This window comes from Streptosporangium sp. NPDC087985, from assembly GCF_044741965.1.
Lineage (GTDB): Bacteria > Actinomycetota > Actinomycetes > Streptosporangiales > Streptosporangiaceae > Streptosporangium.
In genome coordinates this window covers 468,096-486,481 of the sequence record NZ_JBIUTQ010000002.1, presented here as the reverse complement: position 1 = coordinate 486,481, position 18,386 = coordinate 468,096, and the positions used below count along the sequence as shown (strand labels likewise).

Here is an 18,386-nt window from a genome sequence, read left to right as displayed (position 1 = left end):
ACCTGCTCGCTCGCTCACGCGCTGACCTCTTCCTCTTCCTCTGCCCCGAGCGCCTCGCGCTCGGCCTCTTCGCGTTCGTAGGCCGTGACCAGGTTGCGGTAGCCCTCGCAGTGGACGAGCAGCCTCTCGTGAGGGCCCCTGTCGACGACGGCGCCGTGTTCGAGGTAGACGACCTCGTCGGCCAGGGCGATGGTGGCCATCCGGTAGGCGACGACCACCACGGTCGAGGCCTGGGCCGCGTCCCGCAGGCCGTACAGGATCCGGGCCTCGACCTGGGGGTCCACGCTGGAGGTGGCGTCGTCCAGGATGAGCAGCCGGGGCCGGCGGACCAGCGCGCGGGCCAGGGCCAGGCGCTGCCGCTGACCGCCGGACAGGGTGGTGCCGCGCTCGCCGACCTTGGTGTCGAGCCCGGAGGCGAGGGCGCTGACGAAGCCGTCGGCCTGGGCCAGGCGCAGCGCCGCCCAGACGTCCTCGTCGCCGACCGGCAGGCCGAGGGTGACGTTGCCGCGCACGGTGTCGTCGAACAGGAACGTCTGCTGCGGCACCAGCGCCACCGCGCCGCTGACCCCGCCGCGGGCGACGTCACGCAGGTCGACCCCGTCCACGAGCACGGCTCCCGCCGCCGGGTCGACCAGGCGGACGAAGGTCTGGGTGAGCGTGGACTTGCCGGAACCGGTGGGGCCGACCAGCGCGACGGTACGGCCCGGCTCGGCCTCGAAGTTCACCCCTCGCAGGACCGGGAAGCCGTCGTAGGCGTAGTCGAGGTCGCGGACCTCCAGCCGGGCCGGGACCGTTCCGGGCAGCGCGGCGTCGCCGTACTCCATGGAGCCCGTGGCGGTGAGGACCGCCTGGACCCGCTCGTAGCCGACGACGGCGCGGGGCAGTTCGGCCAGCACCCAGCCGAGCGCGCGGATCGGGAAGGCCAGCAGGGTGAACAGGTAGGCGACCTGGACCAGGACGCCCGAGCTGATCGCGCCGCTCTCCAGCCTCCCCGCGCCGACCAGCAGCACGGCGAGCACCCCCAGGGTGGGCAGGGCCTCCAGCATCGGGTCGAACAGGCCGCGGACGCGGCCGACGGCGACGTTGGCGTCGCGCAGCTCCTCGGCCCTGACCTGGAACCGGGCGGTCTCCTCGTCCTCACGGCCGAGGGTCTTGACGACCAGGGCGCCGTCGAAGCTCTCGTGCGCGATCTCGCTGACCTCGGCGCGGAGCTGCTGGGCGCGGGTGGCCAGGGGGCTGAGCCTGCGCTGGTAGACCAGGTTCAGCACGGCGATCGCCGGGAAGATCAGGAAGCCGACCAGGGCGAGGACCGGATCGGTGAGCACCAGCGCGACCGCCGCGGTGACGAGCATGACGACCACGCCGACCGCCATCGGCAGCGGGGCGAGCGGTGCCCAGGCGGCTTCGGCGTCGGAGCTGGCGTTGGACAGCAGCTGACCGGTCGGGTGCCGGTGGTGCCAGGCCAGCGGGAGCCTGAGGTACTGCCGGGTGACCTCCCGGCGGGAGCGGGCCTGCATCCGGTACTGCATGACCCCGGCGAAGAAACGCCGGCCGGCCACGCCCAGTGCCTTGAGCAGCGCCACGCCGAGGATGAGGAGCGCGCCCAGGACGAGTGTGCCGGTCGCGACCTCGCCCCTGGCGAACGCGGGCAGCACGACGTTCTCGGTGGCCCAGCCCAGCGCCCACGCCGACCCGACCGTCATGACGCCGTAGAGTGCGCTGGACAGGGTGGCGGCGGCGAAGACCGCCTTCTCGGCCCGGATGGCCACCCCGAGTACGCGGAGTCCCTTACGCATGACGGCGGGAGTCACCTTGCTCGCCACTCGGGGGGTGTCCTTTCGAAGATGAACATTGCTACGTAAGTCCCTATCACGCCGGATCGAGTCCTTATTCCCGCCGGAGCCTAGTGGATCAGTTTTCCCAGGTCGTATGGCGCTTAAGGTGTGGCCGGTCGAAAGGAGTTGGCTCTCACCGCGTCGCGCACAGGTGGTTGACCAAATAATCAGCCTCCCTTGCGTAGGCGAGGGACGACGGCAAGGAGCCCCCTCTCATGTCCGAAAACACGGTGGTCCCGTTCGCCCGGCCCGCCCGCGGCCGCCGAACCCGCCGAGCGAAACCCGTCACGACCGGCACACCCCTGGACGCGCTGCTGGATTCCTGGCAGCTCGCGTTGGCCGCCTCCAACAAGGCGGCCTACACGATCACCCTCTACACGCGCACCGCCCGCGCGTTCATCGCCCACCTCCAGGAGCACGACCTCCCGTGCGACGCCGAAGGGGTTGAAGCCGAGCATGTCCGCGGCTTCTTGGTGGCGGAGCAGGCGCGGACGAGCGTCCACACCTCGGCCGCCCACCACCGGTACCTCAGCGTCTGGTTCAACTGGATGATCGAGGATGGAGAGCGCTCGACGTTCTCCCCCGTGCTGAAGGCGGATCGGCCGCACGTGCCGAAGAAGGCGAAGAAGTACCTGACCGACGACGAGCTCGGCCGGCTCCTGGCCGCGTGCAAGGGCAACGGGTTCCTTGAGCGTCGGGACGCGGCGATGATCCGCGTCTTCATCGACAACGGGGTTCGTGTGTCCGGGCTGGCCGGGCTACTCCTGGCTGACGTCGACCTCCGGGGCAAGCGTCTGAGGATCACGCTGAAGGGCGGCGACGAGCACTGGGTACCGATCGGCTCGAAAACGGTGGCGGCGCTTGACAGGTACCTCAGGGCCCGCTCCCAGCACAGGTGCGCGGACTCGCCGTCCCTGTGGGTGGGGACGCGGCCCGGGTTCACCCGGTGGGGTGTCGACGATGTGCTCCGTAAGCGCGGCTTGCAGGCCGGGATTGAGAACGTCACCGCGCACCGGTTCCGCGGGACGGCGGCGCACCAGCTGCTTCGGGCGGGCGCGTCCGTCGACGACGTGCAGTCCATCCTGGGATGGAAGAGCCCGGACATGGTGCGGCACTACACGGGGGAGCTGGCGCATGAGCGGGCGAGGGAGACGCATGCCCGTCTGTCACCGGGGGATCGGATTTAACCGTTTTGTTAGGGATTCACGCCGAGTGATCGGTTAGCCTGCTGGTCCCGGCAAGCTGCGCGGTGGATCGCCCAGCTTCGCAGGCAGACGGTCCACCGCGTGGACTGGCCCGACTCCGATGGTGCGGGGTCGGGTCATGTCGCGGGCTGGATGCACATGGCCGCCTATCTCTGTGGATAGGTTTCTGTCACCGTTTCCGGCTGGCGTGATATCTGACATTTCGGGTCAAAGTCACATTTGAAACTTCAATATTCACGCTGCGTAATAATCGTGCCGCAGTCCGTTAATATTGTTAGACAATGACCGAAATGGCATGCCGAGATTCTTCTAAACCATCAGACCGGTGACATATGGTTACACAACCGTCTGCCTGCGAACAACGGTCGCGCAAGTGGAACGCTGCACCTGGCGCAGCTCTACTTGCGGGGGAGAAAGAAGAATGCATGGGTTTCCTTCACCAGCCCGCTGTCGTCTGCATGGTTGCCGCCACCATCGTCACCTGGACGGCGACCATCGCTGTCACGGTGGCCGAGGTTGGCAGCTCCCGGCTGCACCTGACGCTGCTGGCCGGCGCGGTCGTCACCGGATTCGGGCTGATCGCCACCCTTGTTATCGAACGCCTGCGGGACTACATCTTGGAAATTAAAACGCGCGTTCTCCACTTCGATCGCGCGTACGCCGTCGCCGTCCGGGCCCTGTTCGGAGGGGTCATGGACGCACGAAAAGACGACCTCGAGCTGGAGATCGAGTCCTGGAAAGGGCGGCCCGGTCAGTCCGTGTGACACTCCCGGACCCGAGCGGCTACTTCAGCACGTAGACGCCGGTAGCCGTCAAGAAACTCTTTTTTGATGTCGTCGGGGAGCTCGGGGTCGTCCTCGAGCTCCTCGACGACAGGGTCCTTGCGGGTCACCTTCAGCTCGTCCGGCTCGGCCAGGCCAGCCAGGACGAGAACGTCGCCGAGGGTTTTCCCTGACTCTTGGCCGGCCTCCCGTAGCGCTCGCACGTGCCGCTCAGCCTCGGAGGGGACGCCTCGCAGGTGGCCCGCGATGGCGTCGGTGAGCACCTGCTCCATCCGGGAGGCAGGTTGCTCGATGAGCCCGGCGAGGACCCCCGCTTCTGTGTGGCTGATGCCGATGGCGTCGGCCACCCTGCGGACCGTCTTGGCCTGGGGCTTGTTTTCCTGCGTCCTCAGGCGGTCGTAGGTGACGCGCCCCATCCCCATCCGCTCCGCAAGCTCGGTCTTCGACCAGCCGCGGGCGAGACGCACCTGTTCGGCTCGCTCCCACAGCCGGAGACCCGGTGGATCGTGATCGTGTTGTTTCTGTTGTTGTCCCTCGCGCGTATCCATGCTTCGTATTGAACCACCGTGCTTCAAATCGGGCTAGATATCGAGTCAGTGCGAGTCAGCGCGAGTCGGTACGAGTCAGTGCGAGTCGGTAGGTCAACCCGGTGATTCGTAATGCTCCGTATTGCATCAAATCGATTCACTGTGTAGCGTCATGCTTCGTATTGCTCCATATGCACTGCGAGGTTGCACTATGTCTCTGACGGTCGCCCAGGTAGTCGAACGGCTCCGCGTCAGCCGCTCCACTGTGATCCGAGCCCTCCACTCCGGCGCCCTGGCCGGTGACAAGTTCCACAGCTGTGGGAGTAAGTGCTCGGAGCCGGCCACCTGCCAGCAGGGACGGTGGGAGATCTCGGAGCAGGCCGTTGAGGCGTTCTGCGTGCCGGTGGTCGGCTGATGGCGGCCAGGACCCCGGAGGCCCGGCGTCGTGCCGCGAGCATCGCTGCCGACGTCCAGTGGGCGATGACACCAAACCGCACCGAGCGGACGGAGGCAGCCAGGCGGGCCTCCCCCATGTCGCTCGACTACTGGGTCGCTAAGACGAAGGCCGAGGGCATCGTCCGCGACCAGGACGTCCAGAAGGCCGCGGAGAACGCGTACCGGGCGCACATGAAGCAGATGTCGCTGAAGGCGGCCAGGTCCCGGCAGGCGAGGGCGGCCGCCGCCCGGATGCCCCGTGAAGGGCTCCGCAAGTCCGCGTAGAAACGGCCTCCACCTGGCGGCAACCGGGTGGAGGCCAGCACACCCCTAACCCCCATCCCTGAAGGAAGAGAAGCGCATGTCGAACGGTATCCCCCAGGATGAGCGCCTGCTCACCCCCTCCGAGGTCGCCACCATGTTCCGGGTGGACCCGAAGACGGTCACCCGTTGGGCGAAGGCCGGCAAGCTGACGTCCATCCGCACGCTGGGCGGGCACCGCCGCTACCAGGAGACCGAGGTTCGCCTGCTCCTGGCGATCGGCACCTCCGGTGGTGTCGCGTGAAGTTCGCTGATCTGGTCGTCGGCCAGCTGGCCCGTATCCCCAGGCCGATCCACCTCCCCGACTCGCCCGCCGTTCCGCCGGCCGTGGAGATTCTGTCTACGCCCCAGCCGTGTCGTCTGCCGACGTGCGAGGGCTGGGATGTGGAGGCCCGCGTGCTCGACACGGGCGAGAAGCGGCCGTATCACCGCAAGCCCGGTTTCGAGGTCGTGCTCATCACCCCTGCCACGCCTACCACGCCTACCGAGGAGGCCTCCTGATGTTTTCCCCCACGATCATTTCCCGCCTGCACGAGCAGGTGCTCCTGTGCCAGAAGCAGGTTGAGGCGGCCGCCGCTGAGCTGGCCGACTGGACCGCGCTTCTCAACCTCGCGGAGGCGTTGCGTCCGGCTGACGACAGCTGCGTGGGGCCGCGTTCGGGCCTGTCCCGCCCGTACCTCCAGGACGGGTTCCAGGCGTTCACCCCGCTGGGCAGGGAGCAGGGAGGGCAGGCCTGATGAGCGAGAACATCACCTTCCCTATTGCGGTCGCCCAAGCCCTGGGGGGCCGGGTGGTGACGGACCCGAAGCAGATCGTGCGTCCCCGCCTGAACTGGCACGGCAGCGAGAAAACGTCGTTCAGCTTCAACGGGATCCGGGTCGAACGCCGCGGCCGCCGCATCCACCTGCCCGGCGTGAGCGGGCCCGGCGGCTGGGACGCGGTCACGGCGGACGGTGTCGGCCGCGTCCTCATTGAGCTGGCCGAGGTCGCCGCCGCGGAACCCGATCCCGCGCTGCTGGAGGACCTGAAAGAGGCGATCGGCGCCTCCGAGGGTGTCTTCGACGACGTGGACGCCGATCGTGTCGCCCGCGGCATCCTGGCCCGCTTCGATATCAAGAAGCGCCCGGACGGCGCCCGGTGATCGCTGTCACCGTTGCTCTACTGCTCGCGTTGGCCGCTGCCCTCCTCGGAGTGGCGGCGGCCCGCCGCGGCTGGTGGCTGCACGCGGCCATCACCGGCGTCTGCACCCTGCTCGCTGTCTACGTCGCGCTCCTCTTGGCCGCCATCCCGGCCGCCACCATCCCTGTCTGGACAGCCGGAGTCGCCGCGCTGCTGGTCGTCGACGCGCTCGTGCTGACCGCTTGGTCTTTGCACAGGGACCGGGAGAAGACCGGAGGCCGCCGGTGATGGCCCGGCCGAAAGACATCGGCACCGCGGCGGAGACTGCCGTCGTCAAGGCACTCCGCGCCCACGGTTTCCCGCACGCGGAACGCCGCGCGTTGGCCGGCACCTACGATCTCGGCGACATAACCGGGTGTCCCGGCATCGTGTGGGAGGTGAAGGGTGGGGAGGCCGCCAAGTCGGCTTCTGACGGGCAGATCGCCTCGTGGCTGGTCGAGACAGAGACGGAGCGGGTCAACGCCCGCGCGGACGTTGGTGTGCTCGTCGTCCAGAGGCGCGGGGTCGGCCCCCGCAACGCTCACCGGTGGTGGGCGATCCTTCCCGCCTCCTACATCTTCCCGACTCTGTCTGCTGATGAGGACTTCCCCATCCGCACATTGCTGTCCTCCGCGTGCTACATCCTGCGCCGCGCCGGGTACGGGCAGCCGCTCGAGTCGGCGGTGGCCGGTGGGTAGGCGGCTCGGCTCCACCCACCAGCAGACCGTCGACCGTCGGACTGAAGTCGCCGAGCTGGTTGCGCTCGGCTGGTCCAAGCCGCGTATCGCGTGGCAGTTGTCGGTGTCCCTCCGAACGGTGCAGCGTTACGTGAGGGCGGTGTCTGGATGACCGCGCCGATCGGTGTGAGCCTCGGCCTGATCCGCCGGGGCCAGAGAATCTCACAGCAAACCATGGCCGACCATCTCGGCGTGGCTGTGTGCACTGTCGGGTCGTGGGATCGCGGACACCGTAGCCCGCCGATCGGGTCGGCTGTGGCGTACGCGGCGTGGCTCGACCGCAGGCTTGTCCTCTTGCAGGGCAGTGCCGTGGTGGCTGAAGGCGAGGACATCATCGTCGACCTGGCCAAGTTGCGGCGCGGCCAGGGTGTCAGCCGGCCGCGGCTCGCGCACCGGCTCTTCATGACCACTGCCGGCGTGCGCTCCTACGAGGTGCAGATCTGTTCCGGGTCCCGCCTGGATGGGTTGCAGCGGTATGTGGAGGCGCTCGGCTACCACATCGGGATCGCAGCCCTGGCCAAGCAGTTGCAGGAGGTTTCGTGAGCACCACCCTGACCATGCCGACGTGGATTCGCCCCTGGTATCCGGGTGGCGCCTACGGCGACCACATCGACGTCGACTGCCCGGCCCTGGCCAAGCAGACCTCACAGCCCGTTGAGGGTTCCGGGTGGCTCGACCCGAACGTCGGCCTCCTCTGCGCGACCTGTGTGCCGTCCTGGGAGGCCGTCTGCGACACGTGCGACGTCTCCATGGCCGACGACTGGGAAGACGACGCCGGCCGATTCAGCGAGGCGGACGCGAAGGCATGGAAGCGCGAACACCGGTGCGCGCCGCGGGTGCGCATCACCCCTCCCCCATCGACCCCGAGGACTTCCCGATGAAACTGTCGATTGACTCCACCGTCCTGGCCGACGCGGTCGGCTGGGCTGCACACGCACTCCCCAACCGCCCCAGCGTGCCGGTCCTGGCCGGGCTGCTCCTGGACGCCGGCGCCGACGGGCTGACCCTGTCCGCGTTCGACTACGACACGTCCCGCCGGACCACCGTCAGCGCCGACGTGTCCGAGCCGGGCCGGGTGCTGCTGCCGGGTCGGATCCTCGCCGAAGTCGTCAAAGCCCTCCCCGGGGGTCGGCCGGTCGACCTGGTCTTGTCTGGGACGGAGGTGGCCATCACCTGCGGCAGCTCAGAGTTCGTCCTGCTGACCATGCCGGTGGAGGACTACCCGAAGCTTCCGGAGCTGCCGGAGGAGGTCGGCTCGGTTGACGCCGTTGATCTGGCGGCCGCGGTCGCCCAGGTGGTGCGCGCCACGTCGAAAGACGACACGCTCCCCATGCTGATGGGTATCCGGGTGGACATCACCGGCGACGGGCTCACCCTGGCGGCCACCGACCGGTACCGGCTGGTGTCCCGGGATCTCACCTGGGAGCCCACCTTGGATGAGGGTGCCGACCATGGGGTCATGATCCCGGGGCGTCTCCTGCACGACATCACCCGGTCGCTGCCGTCGGTGCACCGTGGGGTTGCGCTGCACCTGTCCGAGCAGCTGGCCGCCGTCAGCTGCGAAGGCCGGACGACCACGGTCCGCCTGCTTGAAGACCAGTTCATCGACTACAAGACGCGGCTCGGCGAGCAGGATTACACGATCTGGGCTGAGGTGGACGTCGCCGAACTCGCGGCCGCGGTGAAGCGCGTCGCCCTGCTGGCCGAACGGTCCACGCCGGTCCGGCTCACCTTCGGCCATGGCCTGGTGACGGTGGAGGCCGGCGGCAGCGACCTCGGCCGCGCCTCCGAAGTTGTCGCCGCCGACCTGGATGGCGCCGAGCTCCAGATCGCGTTCAACCCGCCCTACCTGTTGGACGGGTTGGCCGGGGTGGAGGGTAAGCGGGCCCGGATCGGTATGCAAACCCCGATCAGGCCGGGGCTGATCGTCGGCACCGTGGACGACCCCGATTACCGGTATCTGATCATGCCGATCAGGTTGTCGAGCTGATCGGGTAGCCCACCACCTCACGCCTATTCGGGGGATCACTATCGGCGGGAATGCTTCGTATTGCTTCACTGTGATTCATTGTGCTACTTTCGGTCTGCACGAGTGAAGCAAAACGAAGCATCCCGCCCCTTCCCCCCTGGGAGCCCCGTTGAACGCCACCGAGAACACCGTCCAGAACGCGACCGAGATCGTCGCCGAGATGGCCCGCCTGTCGGCCCTGCTGCCCGTCGCCCTCACCTCCGACGACTTCGACGGCGACTACGCGGCCGTCCTCGGCCGCCTCTCCCTCACCCTCAAGCACACGGCGACCACCCTGGACGTCGTCGCCGACGCCGCCGACAACTCGGACGGGCCCGGCTGGGAGACCGTCACCTACGAGGCCGACCGCGCCCACCAGCTCCTCATCACGGTCTCCGAAGGCGTCAACGTCGCCGCGAAGGCCGCCGAGGCGGAGCAGGCCAAGACCGCGTCCCTGCTCGACCGGATCCGCGCCGAGACGCGCGGCGGCGACGCCTTCTTCAAGGCGCTCGCCAACCTGGATGGCGCGGTCACGTCGGTCTGACGTTGAGTCCGGGCCGCCCTCCCCTCGGGGGTGGCGGTCCCACCCAACGCCAGAACGATCCCCTTCCCCACCGACATGGAGGTCCCAGTGACCGAGTCCGAAGACGGGCCCAACCAGCCCGACGTGGTCGCCGAAGTCATCGACACGGCGACCATGACCAAAGAGCAGGCGCTGGCCTTCTTCAAGTCATGCACCCCGGACGAGATGGACGGCATGCTCTGCTTCTTGCTCGGCTGGACGCAGGAAGGCGTCCTGGCCGCTATTAAGAACGTCGAATGGCTGCGTACGATCTGCCAGGACGGTGGCCGGTGATGTTCACCCAGCCCGGCGCCGTTGCGCATCCCGGCTTCACCGCCCCGGTGGCGGCCTCGGTGTTCGAGCACCCGCCCACCGGCGAGCAGGCCGCCATCCTCGACGCGGCCGCCACCGGGAACGATCTGGTCATCGAGGCCGGCGCCGGAACCGGCAAGACGTCCACCCTGAAGATGGTGGCCGCCTTGACGATGAAGCGTGGCTTGTACTTGGCCTACAACCGCAGCATCGCGGACGACGCCCGCGCCTCGTTCCCCGCCAACGTGCAGTGCTCGACGGCTCACAGCCTCGCGTTCGCCGTCGTTGGCCGCCAGTTCGTCCACCGGCTCAACGGTCCCCGCCTGCCCGCCCGCGAGGTCGCGCGGATCCTCGGCATCCCCGCCGTCCTCGACCTGGGCGCGCATGCGCTCACCGCGCCGAAGGTGGCCCGGCTCGTCATGGACGCGATCAAGCGGTTCTGCTACTCCGACGACGACGAACCGCAGCCGCAGCACATCGCATCGATCCCCGGCATGGAGCCCGGCCCTGATGACGCGGACGGCCCTGGCCCGATGTGGACGCTCCGCGAGCAGGCGATGCCGATGCTGCTCCGGGCATGGGAGGACCTACAGCGCGCCGATGGCCGCCTCAAGTTCGAGCACGACCATTACCTGAAGCTGTGGGCGCTCACCCGGCCCACCCTGCCCGCCGAGTTCGTGTGCCTGGACGAAGCCCAGGACGCCAACCCGGTCATCGCGCAGATCGTCGAAGCGCAAGCGTCGCAGCGGATCCTCGTCGGCGACCAGTCGCAGGCCATCTACGGGTGGCGTGGCGCCGTCGACGCCATGGAAACCTTCGAAGGTGCACGCTTCCAGCTGAGCCAGAGTTTCCGATTCGGTCAGCGGATCGCCGACGAAGCCAACACCTGGCTGGAGATGCTGGGCGCACCGCTCCGGCTCACCGGCAACCCGGCCCTCGACTCCCGTATCGAGCGGATCGCCGCCCCGGCCGCGGTGCTGTGCCGCACCAACGCCGGAGCGATCGGCCAGATCATCGCCGCGATCGGTTCCGGACACCGGGCGGCCCTGGTGGGCGGTGGCGACGACATCCGGCGTCTCGCGGAAGCGTGCCGGGACCTGCGATCCGGTAAGGGCACGTACCACCCGGAGCTGATGGCCTTCAGCAGCTGGGCGGAAGTCCAGGACTACGCCGAACACGACGCCGGCGGCCAGGACCTCAAGACCCTGGTGCAGCTGGTCGACTCCCACGGGCCGGAAGCCATCATCCGCGTCGTCGACCAGCTCGTCGACGAGCACAACGCCACCGTCGTCGTCTCCACCGCGCACAAGGCGAAGGGTCGCGAGTGGCCGACGGTCCGGTTGGCTGCCGACTTCCCGCCGCCGCATGACAAGGAGGGGAACCTGATCCCGGCCGAGGCCATGTTGGCCTACGTCGCCGTCACCCGGGCGAAGCAGGGGTTGGATCCGTCCGCGTTGCCGGGGAGCACCCCGCTCCCCGAGCCGACGTGGAACCTGGCCTCCATCGTCGACACCCTGAAGGACGCTGTCGCCCGGGACGCCGCCGACACCAGCGACGACTACCAGCCCTGGCTCGGCGCACCCGACCAGCAGCTGCCCATGGCCGACGTGCTCGTTCAGGACCCTGAGCCCATCGGGACGGACCTGCCCGCCGACGAGGCACAGGCGTGGCCGGGGGTCGCTTCGTGCGTGTTCGACTGCCACTCGTGCGGCACCAGCGCCTCGCAGTGTCTCGACGGCGACCGCGTTAACGGGGCTGGTGGCTGCTGCCCGGCCTGCTTCTCCAGCAACACTCACGCCAAGCCCCCGCCGCCCGCAATGGACACGCTCACCCCCGACCCTGAGCCCATCGGGACGGACCTGCCCGCCGACCTGGTCGGGTGGCTGACCCTCGCCAAGGAGGCCCGGGAGAACAAGACCCGGTGGGCGGACATCGAAGCCGCCGCCGTCGAGAAGCTGAAGGACTGGATCGCCGCGCGCGGGCTGGAGGAGGCGACCGTCGCCGGCCGCCCGGCCATCACCTGGAAGACGTCCAAGCCCGGCATGCAGCTCGACGGCAAGGCGCTGGAGAAGGACCACCCCGACATTTACGCGGCCTACGTCAAGCCGAAGAAGGCCAGCCGTCCCTTCAACCTCACCGGAGAGTGGAAATGATCGATCCCTCCCGCATCGAACTCCTCTTGGAGCAGTGCGACCGCGAAGACAAGAATCCGGACCCGGACCGCCGGTTCCTCTACGTCTCCGAGATCCGCTACCTGCTCGGCGTCGGCCCTGGCCCTGACTACAGCGAGCTGGAAAAGCTCGTCACCGAGGACCGGCCATGACCGCCTTCAGTCAGCCTGAGGCCGGATGGGCCACCCCGGCCCTGTCCGGCCTCGCCGCCACCATCGCCACCAGCGTCGTCCAGACCGTGAAGCACGCCGGCGCCCACGCCCCCAGGTCGTTGCAGCGGGTCATCGGCCCGTCCGAGATCGGTATGCCGTGCGTGCGGCGCATGGCGTACAAGCTGTGTGACTGGCCGGAGGTGAATACCAGCGGCGACCCGTGGGCGTCCATCATCGGCACCGCCGTCCACGCCTGGATGGCCGAAACGTACGAGGCCAAAGACGAGTACGCGTCCGAGATCTTCCACCAGAGCATGCCCCAGCGGTACGCCGCTGAGAATGCCCGGCTCGGACGCAAGAGGTACCTGATTGAAAAGCGGCTTCACATCCGCGGCAACATCTACGGCAGCGCGGACCTCTATGACCGGGACCTCAGGACGAACCTGGACTGGAAGATTGTCGGCCCCGACCAGCTCAAGAAGTACGCCAAGAACGGTCCCGGCCCCCAATACGAGGTGCAGGCCCACCTGTACGGGTTGGGCCAGGAGAACGCCGGCGAGCAGCCGGAGCACGTCGCCGTCGTGTTCCTGCCCCGTGGCGGCCGCATCTCCGACCTGCACGTGTGGACCGCACCGTACGACCGCGGTATGGCCCTGGCCGCGCTGGAGCGGATGGACAACGTCCTCGCCGCGCTCGACGCGCTGGACCCGCCCAACAACCCGCAGAACTGGGCCATGTTCCCCGCCACGTCGAGCTACTGCACGTTCTGCCCGTTCTTCCTGCCCGGGTCCACGGACCCGTCCAAGGGGTGTCCCGGCGCCCAATAGGGTGCTTCATATTGCTTCATAATGATTCACTGTGTATCATTTTGCTTCATCGGATCACACGCTCCGGATCACTAGATCCCCCCACCAAGTAAGGATCATCATGTTCTCTCAGCCTTCCGCCGGTTCCGACTTCAAGGCCGCCGACCACATCGGCCACCTGCTCCTCATGTACGTCCGCGAGCTCCGCGAGAGCATCCAGACCAGCTACGGCAGCTCGGACGCCATCTCGGTGGACCTGGTCGTCCTCACCGACCCCAACGGGCCCCGCCTGGAGACTCAGGTCTTGCTGTTCCAGAAGCCGCTCATCGGCTCCCTGCGCAACAGCATCGGCAAGGACCCGGTGCTCGCCCGCCTCGGCCAGGGCACCGCCAAGCCCGGCCAGTCCGCCCCGTACATCCTGCAGCCGTTCAACGACCAGGACGCCGCGTACGCCACCTCCTACCTGCAGTCGGTGGGCGGCAACCCGTTCCAGACCGCGCCGTCGTTCGCCGCCCCGGCTGCCCCGGCTCCGGTTCCGGCCGCCCCGCTCCCCCAGGCCGTCCCCGCTCCGGCCCCGGCCGCTTACCCCGCCCCGGCTCCGGTCGGCTACCCGGCCGCCGTGCCCGCCCAGGCACCCGCGCCCATGGCCGCCCCCGCCCCGGCCGGTCCGCCCGTGCAGCTGCCCAACGGCCAGCAGGTGACCGCCGAAGCCGCCCAGGCCATGGCCGCCCTCGGCATCCCCATCCCCCCGGTGCCCGCCCAGCCGCACGCCTAACCAGCAAGCGGCCTGGCCCCTGATCCAGCCCCCACACGCCGAGGGAAGCGGCGTGTGGGGGCTGCCCCATCTGCCACCACAACCAGCGGGGACACCACTTGAACAACATTCAGCAGGCCGCCTGGGACCTTTACAACGCGGGCCTCTGCGTCCTCCCGGCCGCCGCCGACGGCACCAAACGCCCCGCCACCCCCTGGAAGCAGTTCCAGACCGGACAGCCCACCCGGGAACAGGTCGACCAGTGGTTCGACAAGAACCCGGCCCCCTCCGGGCTCGGCGTCGTCACCGGCGCGGTGAGCGGCAACCTGGAAATGCTGGAACTCGAGGGCCGCGCCGTCCACGAAGGCATGATCACCGAGATGACGGCGTTGGCCGACGCTTCCGGGCTCGGAGACCTCTGGCGCAAGGTGACCGGCGGCTACCTCGAGTTCACCCCGTCCGGCGGAATCCACATCCTTTACAAAGTAGAAGGTCCGGTCGCCGGGAACACGAAACTCGCCCGACGCCCCGGACCCGTCGACCCCGAGACGGGCCGGCCGACCATCGAAGTCCTCGCCGAAACCCGCGGGGAGGGTGGCTGGGTCGTCCTCGCCCCCTCCCACGGCACCGTCCACCCCACCGGGGCCCCCTGGGTTCTCGCCGCCGGTGGCGCGGACACGATCGCCACCATCAGCCCGGAGGAGCGTGACGCGCTCCACCACCTGGCGGGCGCGTTCGACCGCATGCCCATCGGCCAGGAAGACGCACGGCCCTCAGGGCCGACCGTCCCGACCAGCCCCCTGTTCACCCAGCCCGCCCCCGCCTACGAGGACGACGGCAGCGTCTCCCCCGGGGACGACTACAACAACCGGACGACGTGGGAGGAGATCCTCACCCCGCGCGGCTGGAGCAGGATCTACACCGACTCAGCCGGAGTCACCTACTGGTGCCGCCCCGGCAAGAAGACCGGCATCTCGGCAACCACCGGCCGCAACGACGGCGACAACCTGTACGTCTGGTCCAGCTCAACCGAGTTCGAAACTGAGAGGCCGTACGACCGGTTCGGCGCGTACGCCCACCTCGAGCACAGCGGCGACCACAGCGCGGCCGCCAAAGCACTCCAGGCGCGCGGGTACGGGGTCCGGGTCGAACCCACCAGGCCGGCGCCCGCCGTACAGGCCCCGGCCGTGGTCGGCAACCTCGCCACCATCCACCAACTCCCCACCCCACACCTCCAGGTGGTGGAAGAGCGGACGTACGCGGCCAGCGACGACGGCAACGCCCTCGGCCTCGTCGAAAAGTTCGGCGACGTCATCCGCTACTGCTCCCAGCGCGGCCGGTGGCTCGCCTGGGACGGAGTGCGCTGGGACTGGCAACCCCAGAGCGGCGGCATCATCCGTGAGTACGCCAAACGGGTCGCCCGCGGTCTCCCCGAAGACGACAAGGCAGCCATCTCCTGGAAGAAAACCGCGTTGTCGTCGCAGGGCACCACCGCCATGCTCACCCAGGCGTCGACGGATGTGCGGGTCACCATCGCATTCGACGACCTCGACAACCACCCCTTGGAGCTCAACACCCCGGCCGGCATCGTCAACCTGGAAACCGGGGAACTCCTGCCCTCCGACGCCTCAAAGCTCCACACCAAGGTCACCGCGTGCGCCCCCGACCCCACAGCGAGCACAGCCCGGTGGGATGAGTTCCTGGCCGACACCTTCGGCACCGACACGGAGCTGGTCGCCTACCTGCAACGCCTCGTCGGCTACTCGGCGACCGGCAGTGTCGCCAAACACGTTCTCCCGTTCTGTGCCGGCTCCGGCGGCAACGGCAAAGGCGTTTTCCTCGAATCGTTGATTGGTGTTCTCGGCGACTATGCGACCACCGCGCCGAGCGGATTCCTCATGGCCAAAGCGAACATCCAACATGAAACCGAAATTGCTCGCCTCGCCGGAATGCGAATGGTCATCTGCTCCGAAGTCGATGAAGACGCCCGGTTTGACGAAACGAAAGTCAAGCAATTGACGGGTGGTGACTCTTTGACCGCCCGGTTTATGAGGCAGGACCATTTCACGTTCCAGGCATCTCACCACCTGTGGTTGATGGGCAACCACCAGCCGGCCGTCAGAGCAGGCGGCCGGTCCTTCTGGCGGCGCCTGCGGTTGATCCCGTTCCTTCACGAGGTCCCCGCCGAGAAAGAGGTCGATGACCTGCAGGGCATCCTCATCCGGGAGCACGGGCCCGCCCTGCTCGCGTGGATCGTTCAGGGTGCCGCCCAGTTCGCCCAGGGCGGCCTCATGGAGCCCGACACGGTCAAGGCCGCCACCGCGGGCTATGAGGCTGACCAGGACACCGTGGCGAAGTTCGTCTCCCAGTGCTGCCACGTCGCTGCCAGCAGCCAGGTGCAGATCAAGAAGACCGTGCTTCGCGAGGCCTACGACCGGTGGTGCTTCACCGAGGGTGAGACCACCCCCGTGTCGGCGAAAAAGCTCACCCAGGAGCTCGGCCGCCGGTTCAACGTCGGCGAAGGCCGTACCGGGGCGAGTCGGTTCTATACGGGCATCACCCTCCTCCAGATTGAGGATGAGGATCCGTCATCCGGTCTGCCGTCGGCCCCGAACCTGTCACAGCCCGGAATGGCCTATAAGACTGGTTCGACCGATTCGGGGTCCGACAAGTTCGGCGGCCCGGGGTGGTGAGGGTGGCCGGGATGACAGTTCCGAGTGACACATCCGTCATCACACGCGCAGCCGTCCTGAGCTGGGAAAATGCTGCTTTCCCCGACCAGCCGATGACAGATGACAGATTTTCTCCGATTCCCCCCTTACGTGTGTGTGCGCGTGCGTCACGTGCGCGCATGCAAGGGACTCATGCGGGAGAACACGTCACAACCGTCATCCGTCACCGGGCGGGCCGATGATCTCCAGCCCGGCCGTGCTCACCGGCTGCCCCCGATGCGGCACCCAAATCCTCCTCGGCCACGACCAAGGACTCCCAATCCGCGCCACCGCCCAGCCGCTCGACCCCCACCAGGAACTGACCGAGATCCTCGCCGGGCGCCACACCTACGACGTCCACCCCCTCGGCCTCCCCCGCCGCCCCTTCCTGATCTACCGGGAATCATTCCGATTCCAAGGCACTCGGAAATGGGCTGTTGTCGCCGACCACAAATGCCCACCTGGAGCGCCACCCCCCTTATTCAGATTCGAGCCCGTCACCCTCGTCTACCCGTACGGCCCGCCCGACCCCGACCAGCCGCCATTCTGAGGAGACCGCATTGAAAAATGATGTCGTGGCCGACCTCGAATGGGTAGCCGAATACTGGCCCGACCTGATCGAGTCGAGAATCCCGGGCACCCGACGCCCCTGGCGGCAAACCGACCTCACCCCGGCAGCGATCGCCGCACGAGATGCCCAGGCCCGGCTGGAACGGTTCGAGCGGAGCATGCTCAGCCTCGGAGCCTCCCCCGCCCCGGTGGACGTCGCCATCCTGTCGAGCATGCTCGACCTGCTCGTGCAGGCCGACGACCTCGCCGCGGCCGTCGCACACGTCGCCGGCGACTCCCCGCTCCCCCCGCCCGGCCCCGGCGAGCTCGACGCCCGGCCGTACCTGCTGTACGCCGCCCGGCGTCTCCCCGACGACCTGGTCGAGCATGCCGCGCCGATCGCCCACCGCATGGTCGAGCAGGTGGCCCGGGCGCTGTGCATGGTCTACGACGGGCAGCACCTGGCCGTCACCTGCCCCTGGTGTGGCGCAGACGACGTGTGGCGGGTGCGGGAGCTCCCGGGCGGCATGGTGGCGATCGTCTGCGAAGGCGTGTGTGATCCGCCCCCGAAAGAGGTTGGGACGTGGTGGCACGGCCAGCCTGTGTGGCCCATCTCGGATTGGGAGCGTCTCGCCCGGCGCATCCGGGCCGCCGAGGAGCGTGCCGCATGAAAATGGACAGGGCAGAGGCGAAGCGACGGGCTCGATCGGCGGCAGCCGACATCATCGTCGGAACGATCGAGGCGGGTTGGGCGATCGATGACCTCACCGACGACGGTAGCGAGGAACAGACCGCGATGATCGACGCGGCGTTGCGAGAGGTGGCTGCAGAAATCCGCCGCCGTCTGCCGGAAGGGTACGAACTTCCATCCCGGCCATCGGGTTTGAGCGCGACGCCCTGGAACGAGACGTAAGCCCATCCGGCGATCTTGCGCTGACCAGGGGCGTCGGCTATTATCCACAGGCGTACGCGTAGCGTGCCCGAAAACTTGGCCCCGCCATTGTGCGGGGCTTTCTCATGCCCGCTCTTCGAAGACTGCCTCCTCCAGAGCCGTGAGCCGCTCGCCGAGCTCCTGCAGCGTCTGACGCATCGCCGCGAGCTGCTCCAACACCTCATCAGCAGGCGCCGCGGCGGGCACCTGGCGGACGAACACACCCTTGCCCTGCTGGCCGATCACCAGGCCCTCGGTGCGCAGCACGCTGATCGCAGCCTTCACCACACTGGCAGACACATCGAACCGTTCGCCCAGCTGAGCGATCGACGGCAGAGCCGCACCGGGCGGGAGTGAGCCGGCGCGGATCTGGCCGCGTAGCACGTCGACGATCTGCAGGTAAGCCGGACGGCCGCTCTTCTCCACCATT

Annotated in this window: 26 protein-coding genes; 22 read left to right on the top strand and 4 right to left on the bottom strand. The window is 68.3% G+C overall.

The features are described from left to right. Window positions 1-14: 14 nt before the first annotated feature. Window positions 15-1,796 (bottom strand): ABC transporter ATP-binding protein, encoded by a 1,782-nt coding sequence (locus ACIN94_RS07525; RefSeq protein ID WP_400701677.1) that lies wholly within the window; start codon window positions 1,794-1,796, stop codon window positions 15-17. A gap of 254 nt (window positions 1,797-2,050) precedes the next feature. Here ACIN94_RS07525 and ACIN94_RS07520 point away from each other — a divergent pair, with 254 nt between their 5' ends. Then, window positions 2,051-3,022: a tyrosine-type recombinase/integrase gene (locus ACIN94_RS07520; protein WP_400700897.1), complete on the top strand. Its 972-nt coding sequence runs from the start codon at window positions 2,051-2,053 to the stop codon at window positions 3,020-3,022. A 443-nt stretch (window positions 3,023-3,465) separates the two neighbouring features. Continuing rightward, on the top strand, window positions 3,466-3,804 hold the full coding sequence (locus tag ACIN94_RS07515) for a hypothetical protein (RefSeq protein ID WP_400700894.1): 339 nt from the start codon (window positions 3,466-3,468) through the stop codon (window positions 3,802-3,804). On the opposite strand, the gene ACIN94_RS07510 is transcribed toward ACIN94_RS07515, so the two are convergent. After that, window positions 3,792-4,370: a helix-turn-helix domain-containing protein gene (locus ACIN94_RS07510; protein WP_400700891.1), complete on the bottom strand. Its 579-nt coding sequence runs from the start codon at window positions 4,368-4,370 to the stop codon at window positions 3,792-3,794. The genes ACIN94_RS07515 and ACIN94_RS07510 overlap by 13 nt on opposite strands. A gap of 190 nt (window positions 4,371-4,560) precedes the next feature. Here ACIN94_RS07510 and ACIN94_RS07505 point away from each other — a divergent pair, with 190 nt between their 5' ends. The 18 genes from ACIN94_RS07505 (at window position 4,561) to ACIN94_RS07420 (ending at window position 16,458) form a co-directional block, all read left to right on the top strand. Next, the gene (locus ACIN94_RS07505; protein WP_400700888.1) at window positions 4,561-4,764 is read left to right on the top strand and encodes a helix-turn-helix domain-containing protein; all 204 of its coding nucleotides are present in this window, start codon (window positions 4,561-4,563) and stop codon (window positions 4,762-4,764) included. Continuing rightward, window positions 4,764-5,069 carry a hypothetical protein gene (locus ACIN94_RS07500; protein ID WP_400700885.1) on the top strand — a complete coding sequence of 102 codons (306 nt, stop codon included), beginning with the start codon at window positions 4,764-4,766 and terminating at the stop codon, window positions 5,067-5,069. Before ACIN94_RS07505 ends, ACIN94_RS07500 begins: the two co-directional genes overlap by 1 nt. A gap of 76 nt (window positions 5,070-5,145) precedes the next feature. Then, window positions 5,146-5,349 (top strand): BldC family transcriptional regulator, encoded by a 204-nt coding sequence (locus ACIN94_RS07495; protein ID WP_400700882.1) that lies wholly within the window; start codon window positions 5,146-5,148, stop codon window positions 5,347-5,349. Further along, on the top strand, window positions 5,346-5,606 hold the full coding sequence (locus ACIN94_RS07490) for a hypothetical protein (protein WP_400700879.1): 261 nt from the start codon (window positions 5,346-5,348) through the stop codon (window positions 5,604-5,606). The genes ACIN94_RS07495 and ACIN94_RS07490 overlap by 4 nt, the downstream gene beginning before the upstream one ends. After that, window positions 5,606-5,842, top strand: a complete 237-nt coding sequence (locus ACIN94_RS07485) for a hypothetical protein (RefSeq protein WP_400700876.1) — start codon at window positions 5,606-5,608, stop codon at window positions 5,840-5,842. Before ACIN94_RS07490 ends, ACIN94_RS07485 begins: the two co-directional genes overlap by 1 nt. Further along, the gene (locus ACIN94_RS07480) at window positions 5,842-6,246 is read left to right on the top strand and encodes a hypothetical protein (protein ID WP_400700873.1); all 405 of its coding nucleotides are present in this window, start codon (window positions 5,842-5,844) and stop codon (window positions 6,244-6,246) included. The genes ACIN94_RS07485 and ACIN94_RS07480 overlap by 1 nt, the downstream gene beginning before the upstream one ends. Beyond that, window positions 6,243-6,512: a hypothetical protein gene (locus tag ACIN94_RS07475; RefSeq protein WP_400700870.1), complete on the top strand. Its 270-nt coding sequence runs from the start codon at window positions 6,243-6,245 to the stop codon at window positions 6,510-6,512. The genes ACIN94_RS07480 and ACIN94_RS07475 overlap by 4 nt, the downstream gene beginning before the upstream one ends. Further along, a complete protein-coding gene (locus ACIN94_RS07470; RefSeq protein ID WP_400700867.1) occupies window positions 6,512-6,961 on the top strand; it encodes a hypothetical protein in 450 nt (149 codons plus the stop codon). The genes ACIN94_RS07475 and ACIN94_RS07470 overlap by 1 nt, the downstream gene beginning before the upstream one ends. Before the next feature lie 147 nt (window positions 6,962-7,108). Then, window positions 7,109-7,543 carry a hypothetical protein gene (locus ACIN94_RS07465; protein ID WP_400700864.1) on the top strand — a complete coding sequence of 145 codons (435 nt, stop codon included), beginning with the start codon at window positions 7,109-7,111 and terminating at the stop codon, window positions 7,541-7,543. Then, window positions 7,540-7,881, top strand: a complete 342-nt coding sequence (locus ACIN94_RS07460) for a hypothetical protein (RefSeq protein ID WP_400700861.1) — start codon at window positions 7,540-7,542, stop codon at window positions 7,879-7,881. The genes ACIN94_RS07465 and ACIN94_RS07460 overlap by 4 nt, the downstream gene beginning before the upstream one ends. Then, window positions 7,878-8,990: a DNA polymerase III subunit beta gene (gene dnaN / locus ACIN94_RS07455; RefSeq protein ID WP_400700858.1), complete on the top strand. Its 1,113-nt coding sequence runs from the start codon at window positions 7,878-7,880 to the stop codon at window positions 8,988-8,990. The genes ACIN94_RS07460 and dnaN overlap by 4 nt, the downstream gene beginning before the upstream one ends. Before the next feature lie 148 nt (window positions 8,991-9,138). Further along, complete coding sequence (locus ACIN94_RS07450) at window positions 9,139-9,552, top strand: hypothetical protein (protein ID WP_400700855.1); 414 nt, start codon at window positions 9,139-9,141, stop codon at window positions 9,550-9,552. 87 nt (window positions 9,553-9,639) lie between these two features. Further along, window positions 9,640-9,864 (top strand): hypothetical protein, encoded by a 225-nt coding sequence (locus tag ACIN94_RS07445; protein WP_400700852.1) that lies wholly within the window; start codon window positions 9,640-9,642, stop codon window positions 9,862-9,864. Continuing rightward, window positions 9,828-12,035, top strand: coding sequence for a UvrD-helicase domain-containing protein (locus ACIN94_RS07440; RefSeq protein ID WP_400700849.1), 2,208 nt, complete (start codon window positions 9,828-9,830; stop codon window positions 12,033-12,035). The genes ACIN94_RS07445 and ACIN94_RS07440 overlap by 37 nt, the downstream gene beginning before the upstream one ends. Next, window positions 12,032-12,205, top strand: a complete 174-nt coding sequence (locus ACIN94_RS07435) for a hypothetical protein (RefSeq protein ID WP_400700846.1) — start codon at window positions 12,032-12,034, stop codon at window positions 12,203-12,205. Before ACIN94_RS07440 ends, ACIN94_RS07435 begins: the two co-directional genes overlap by 4 nt. Next, window positions 12,202-13,032, top strand: a complete 831-nt coding sequence (locus tag ACIN94_RS07430; RefSeq protein WP_400700843.1) for a hypothetical protein — start codon at window positions 12,202-12,204, stop codon at window positions 13,030-13,032. The genes ACIN94_RS07435 and ACIN94_RS07430 overlap by 4 nt, the downstream gene beginning before the upstream one ends. A gap of 100 nt (window positions 13,033-13,132) precedes the next feature. Then, the gene (locus ACIN94_RS07425; RefSeq protein ID WP_400700840.1) at window positions 13,133-13,786 is read left to right on the top strand and encodes a hypothetical protein; all 654 of its coding nucleotides are present in this window, start codon (window positions 13,133-13,135) and stop codon (window positions 13,784-13,786) included. 98 nt (window positions 13,787-13,884) lie between these two features. Next, window positions 13,885-16,458 carry a phage/plasmid primase, P4 family gene (locus tag ACIN94_RS07420; protein WP_400700837.1) on the top strand — a complete coding sequence of 858 codons (2,574 nt, stop codon included), beginning with the start codon at window positions 13,885-13,887 and terminating at the stop codon, window positions 16,456-16,458. A gap of 202 nt (window positions 16,459-16,660) precedes the next feature. Here the strand turns inward: ACIN94_RS07420 and ACIN94_RS07415 are convergent, their stop codons facing one another. Beyond that, window positions 16,661-16,837: a hypothetical protein gene (locus tag ACIN94_RS07415; RefSeq protein WP_400700834.1), complete on the bottom strand. Its 177-nt coding sequence runs from the start codon at window positions 16,835-16,837 to the stop codon at window positions 16,661-16,663. Between the two features lie 199 nt (window positions 16,838-17,036). Between ACIN94_RS07415 and ACIN94_RS07410 the strand changes: the two genes are divergently transcribed. Further along, window positions 17,037-17,696 (top strand): hypothetical protein, encoded by a 660-nt coding sequence (locus ACIN94_RS07410; RefSeq protein ID WP_400700831.1) that lies wholly within the window; start codon window positions 17,037-17,039, stop codon window positions 17,694-17,696. Further along, window positions 17,693-17,938 carry a hypothetical protein gene (locus ACIN94_RS07405; RefSeq protein WP_400700828.1) on the top strand — a complete coding sequence of 82 codons (246 nt, stop codon included), beginning with the start codon at window positions 17,693-17,695 and terminating at the stop codon, window positions 17,936-17,938. Before ACIN94_RS07410 ends, ACIN94_RS07405 begins: the two co-directional genes overlap by 4 nt. 102 nt (window positions 17,939-18,040) lie before the next feature. Here the strand turns inward: ACIN94_RS07405 and ACIN94_RS07400 are convergent, their stop codons facing one another. Further along, entirely contained in the window at window positions 18,041-18,385 is a 345-nt protein-coding gene (locus ACIN94_RS07400) for a GntR family transcriptional regulator (RefSeq protein WP_400700825.1), read from the bottom strand. Window position 18,386 lies beyond the last annotated feature (1 nt).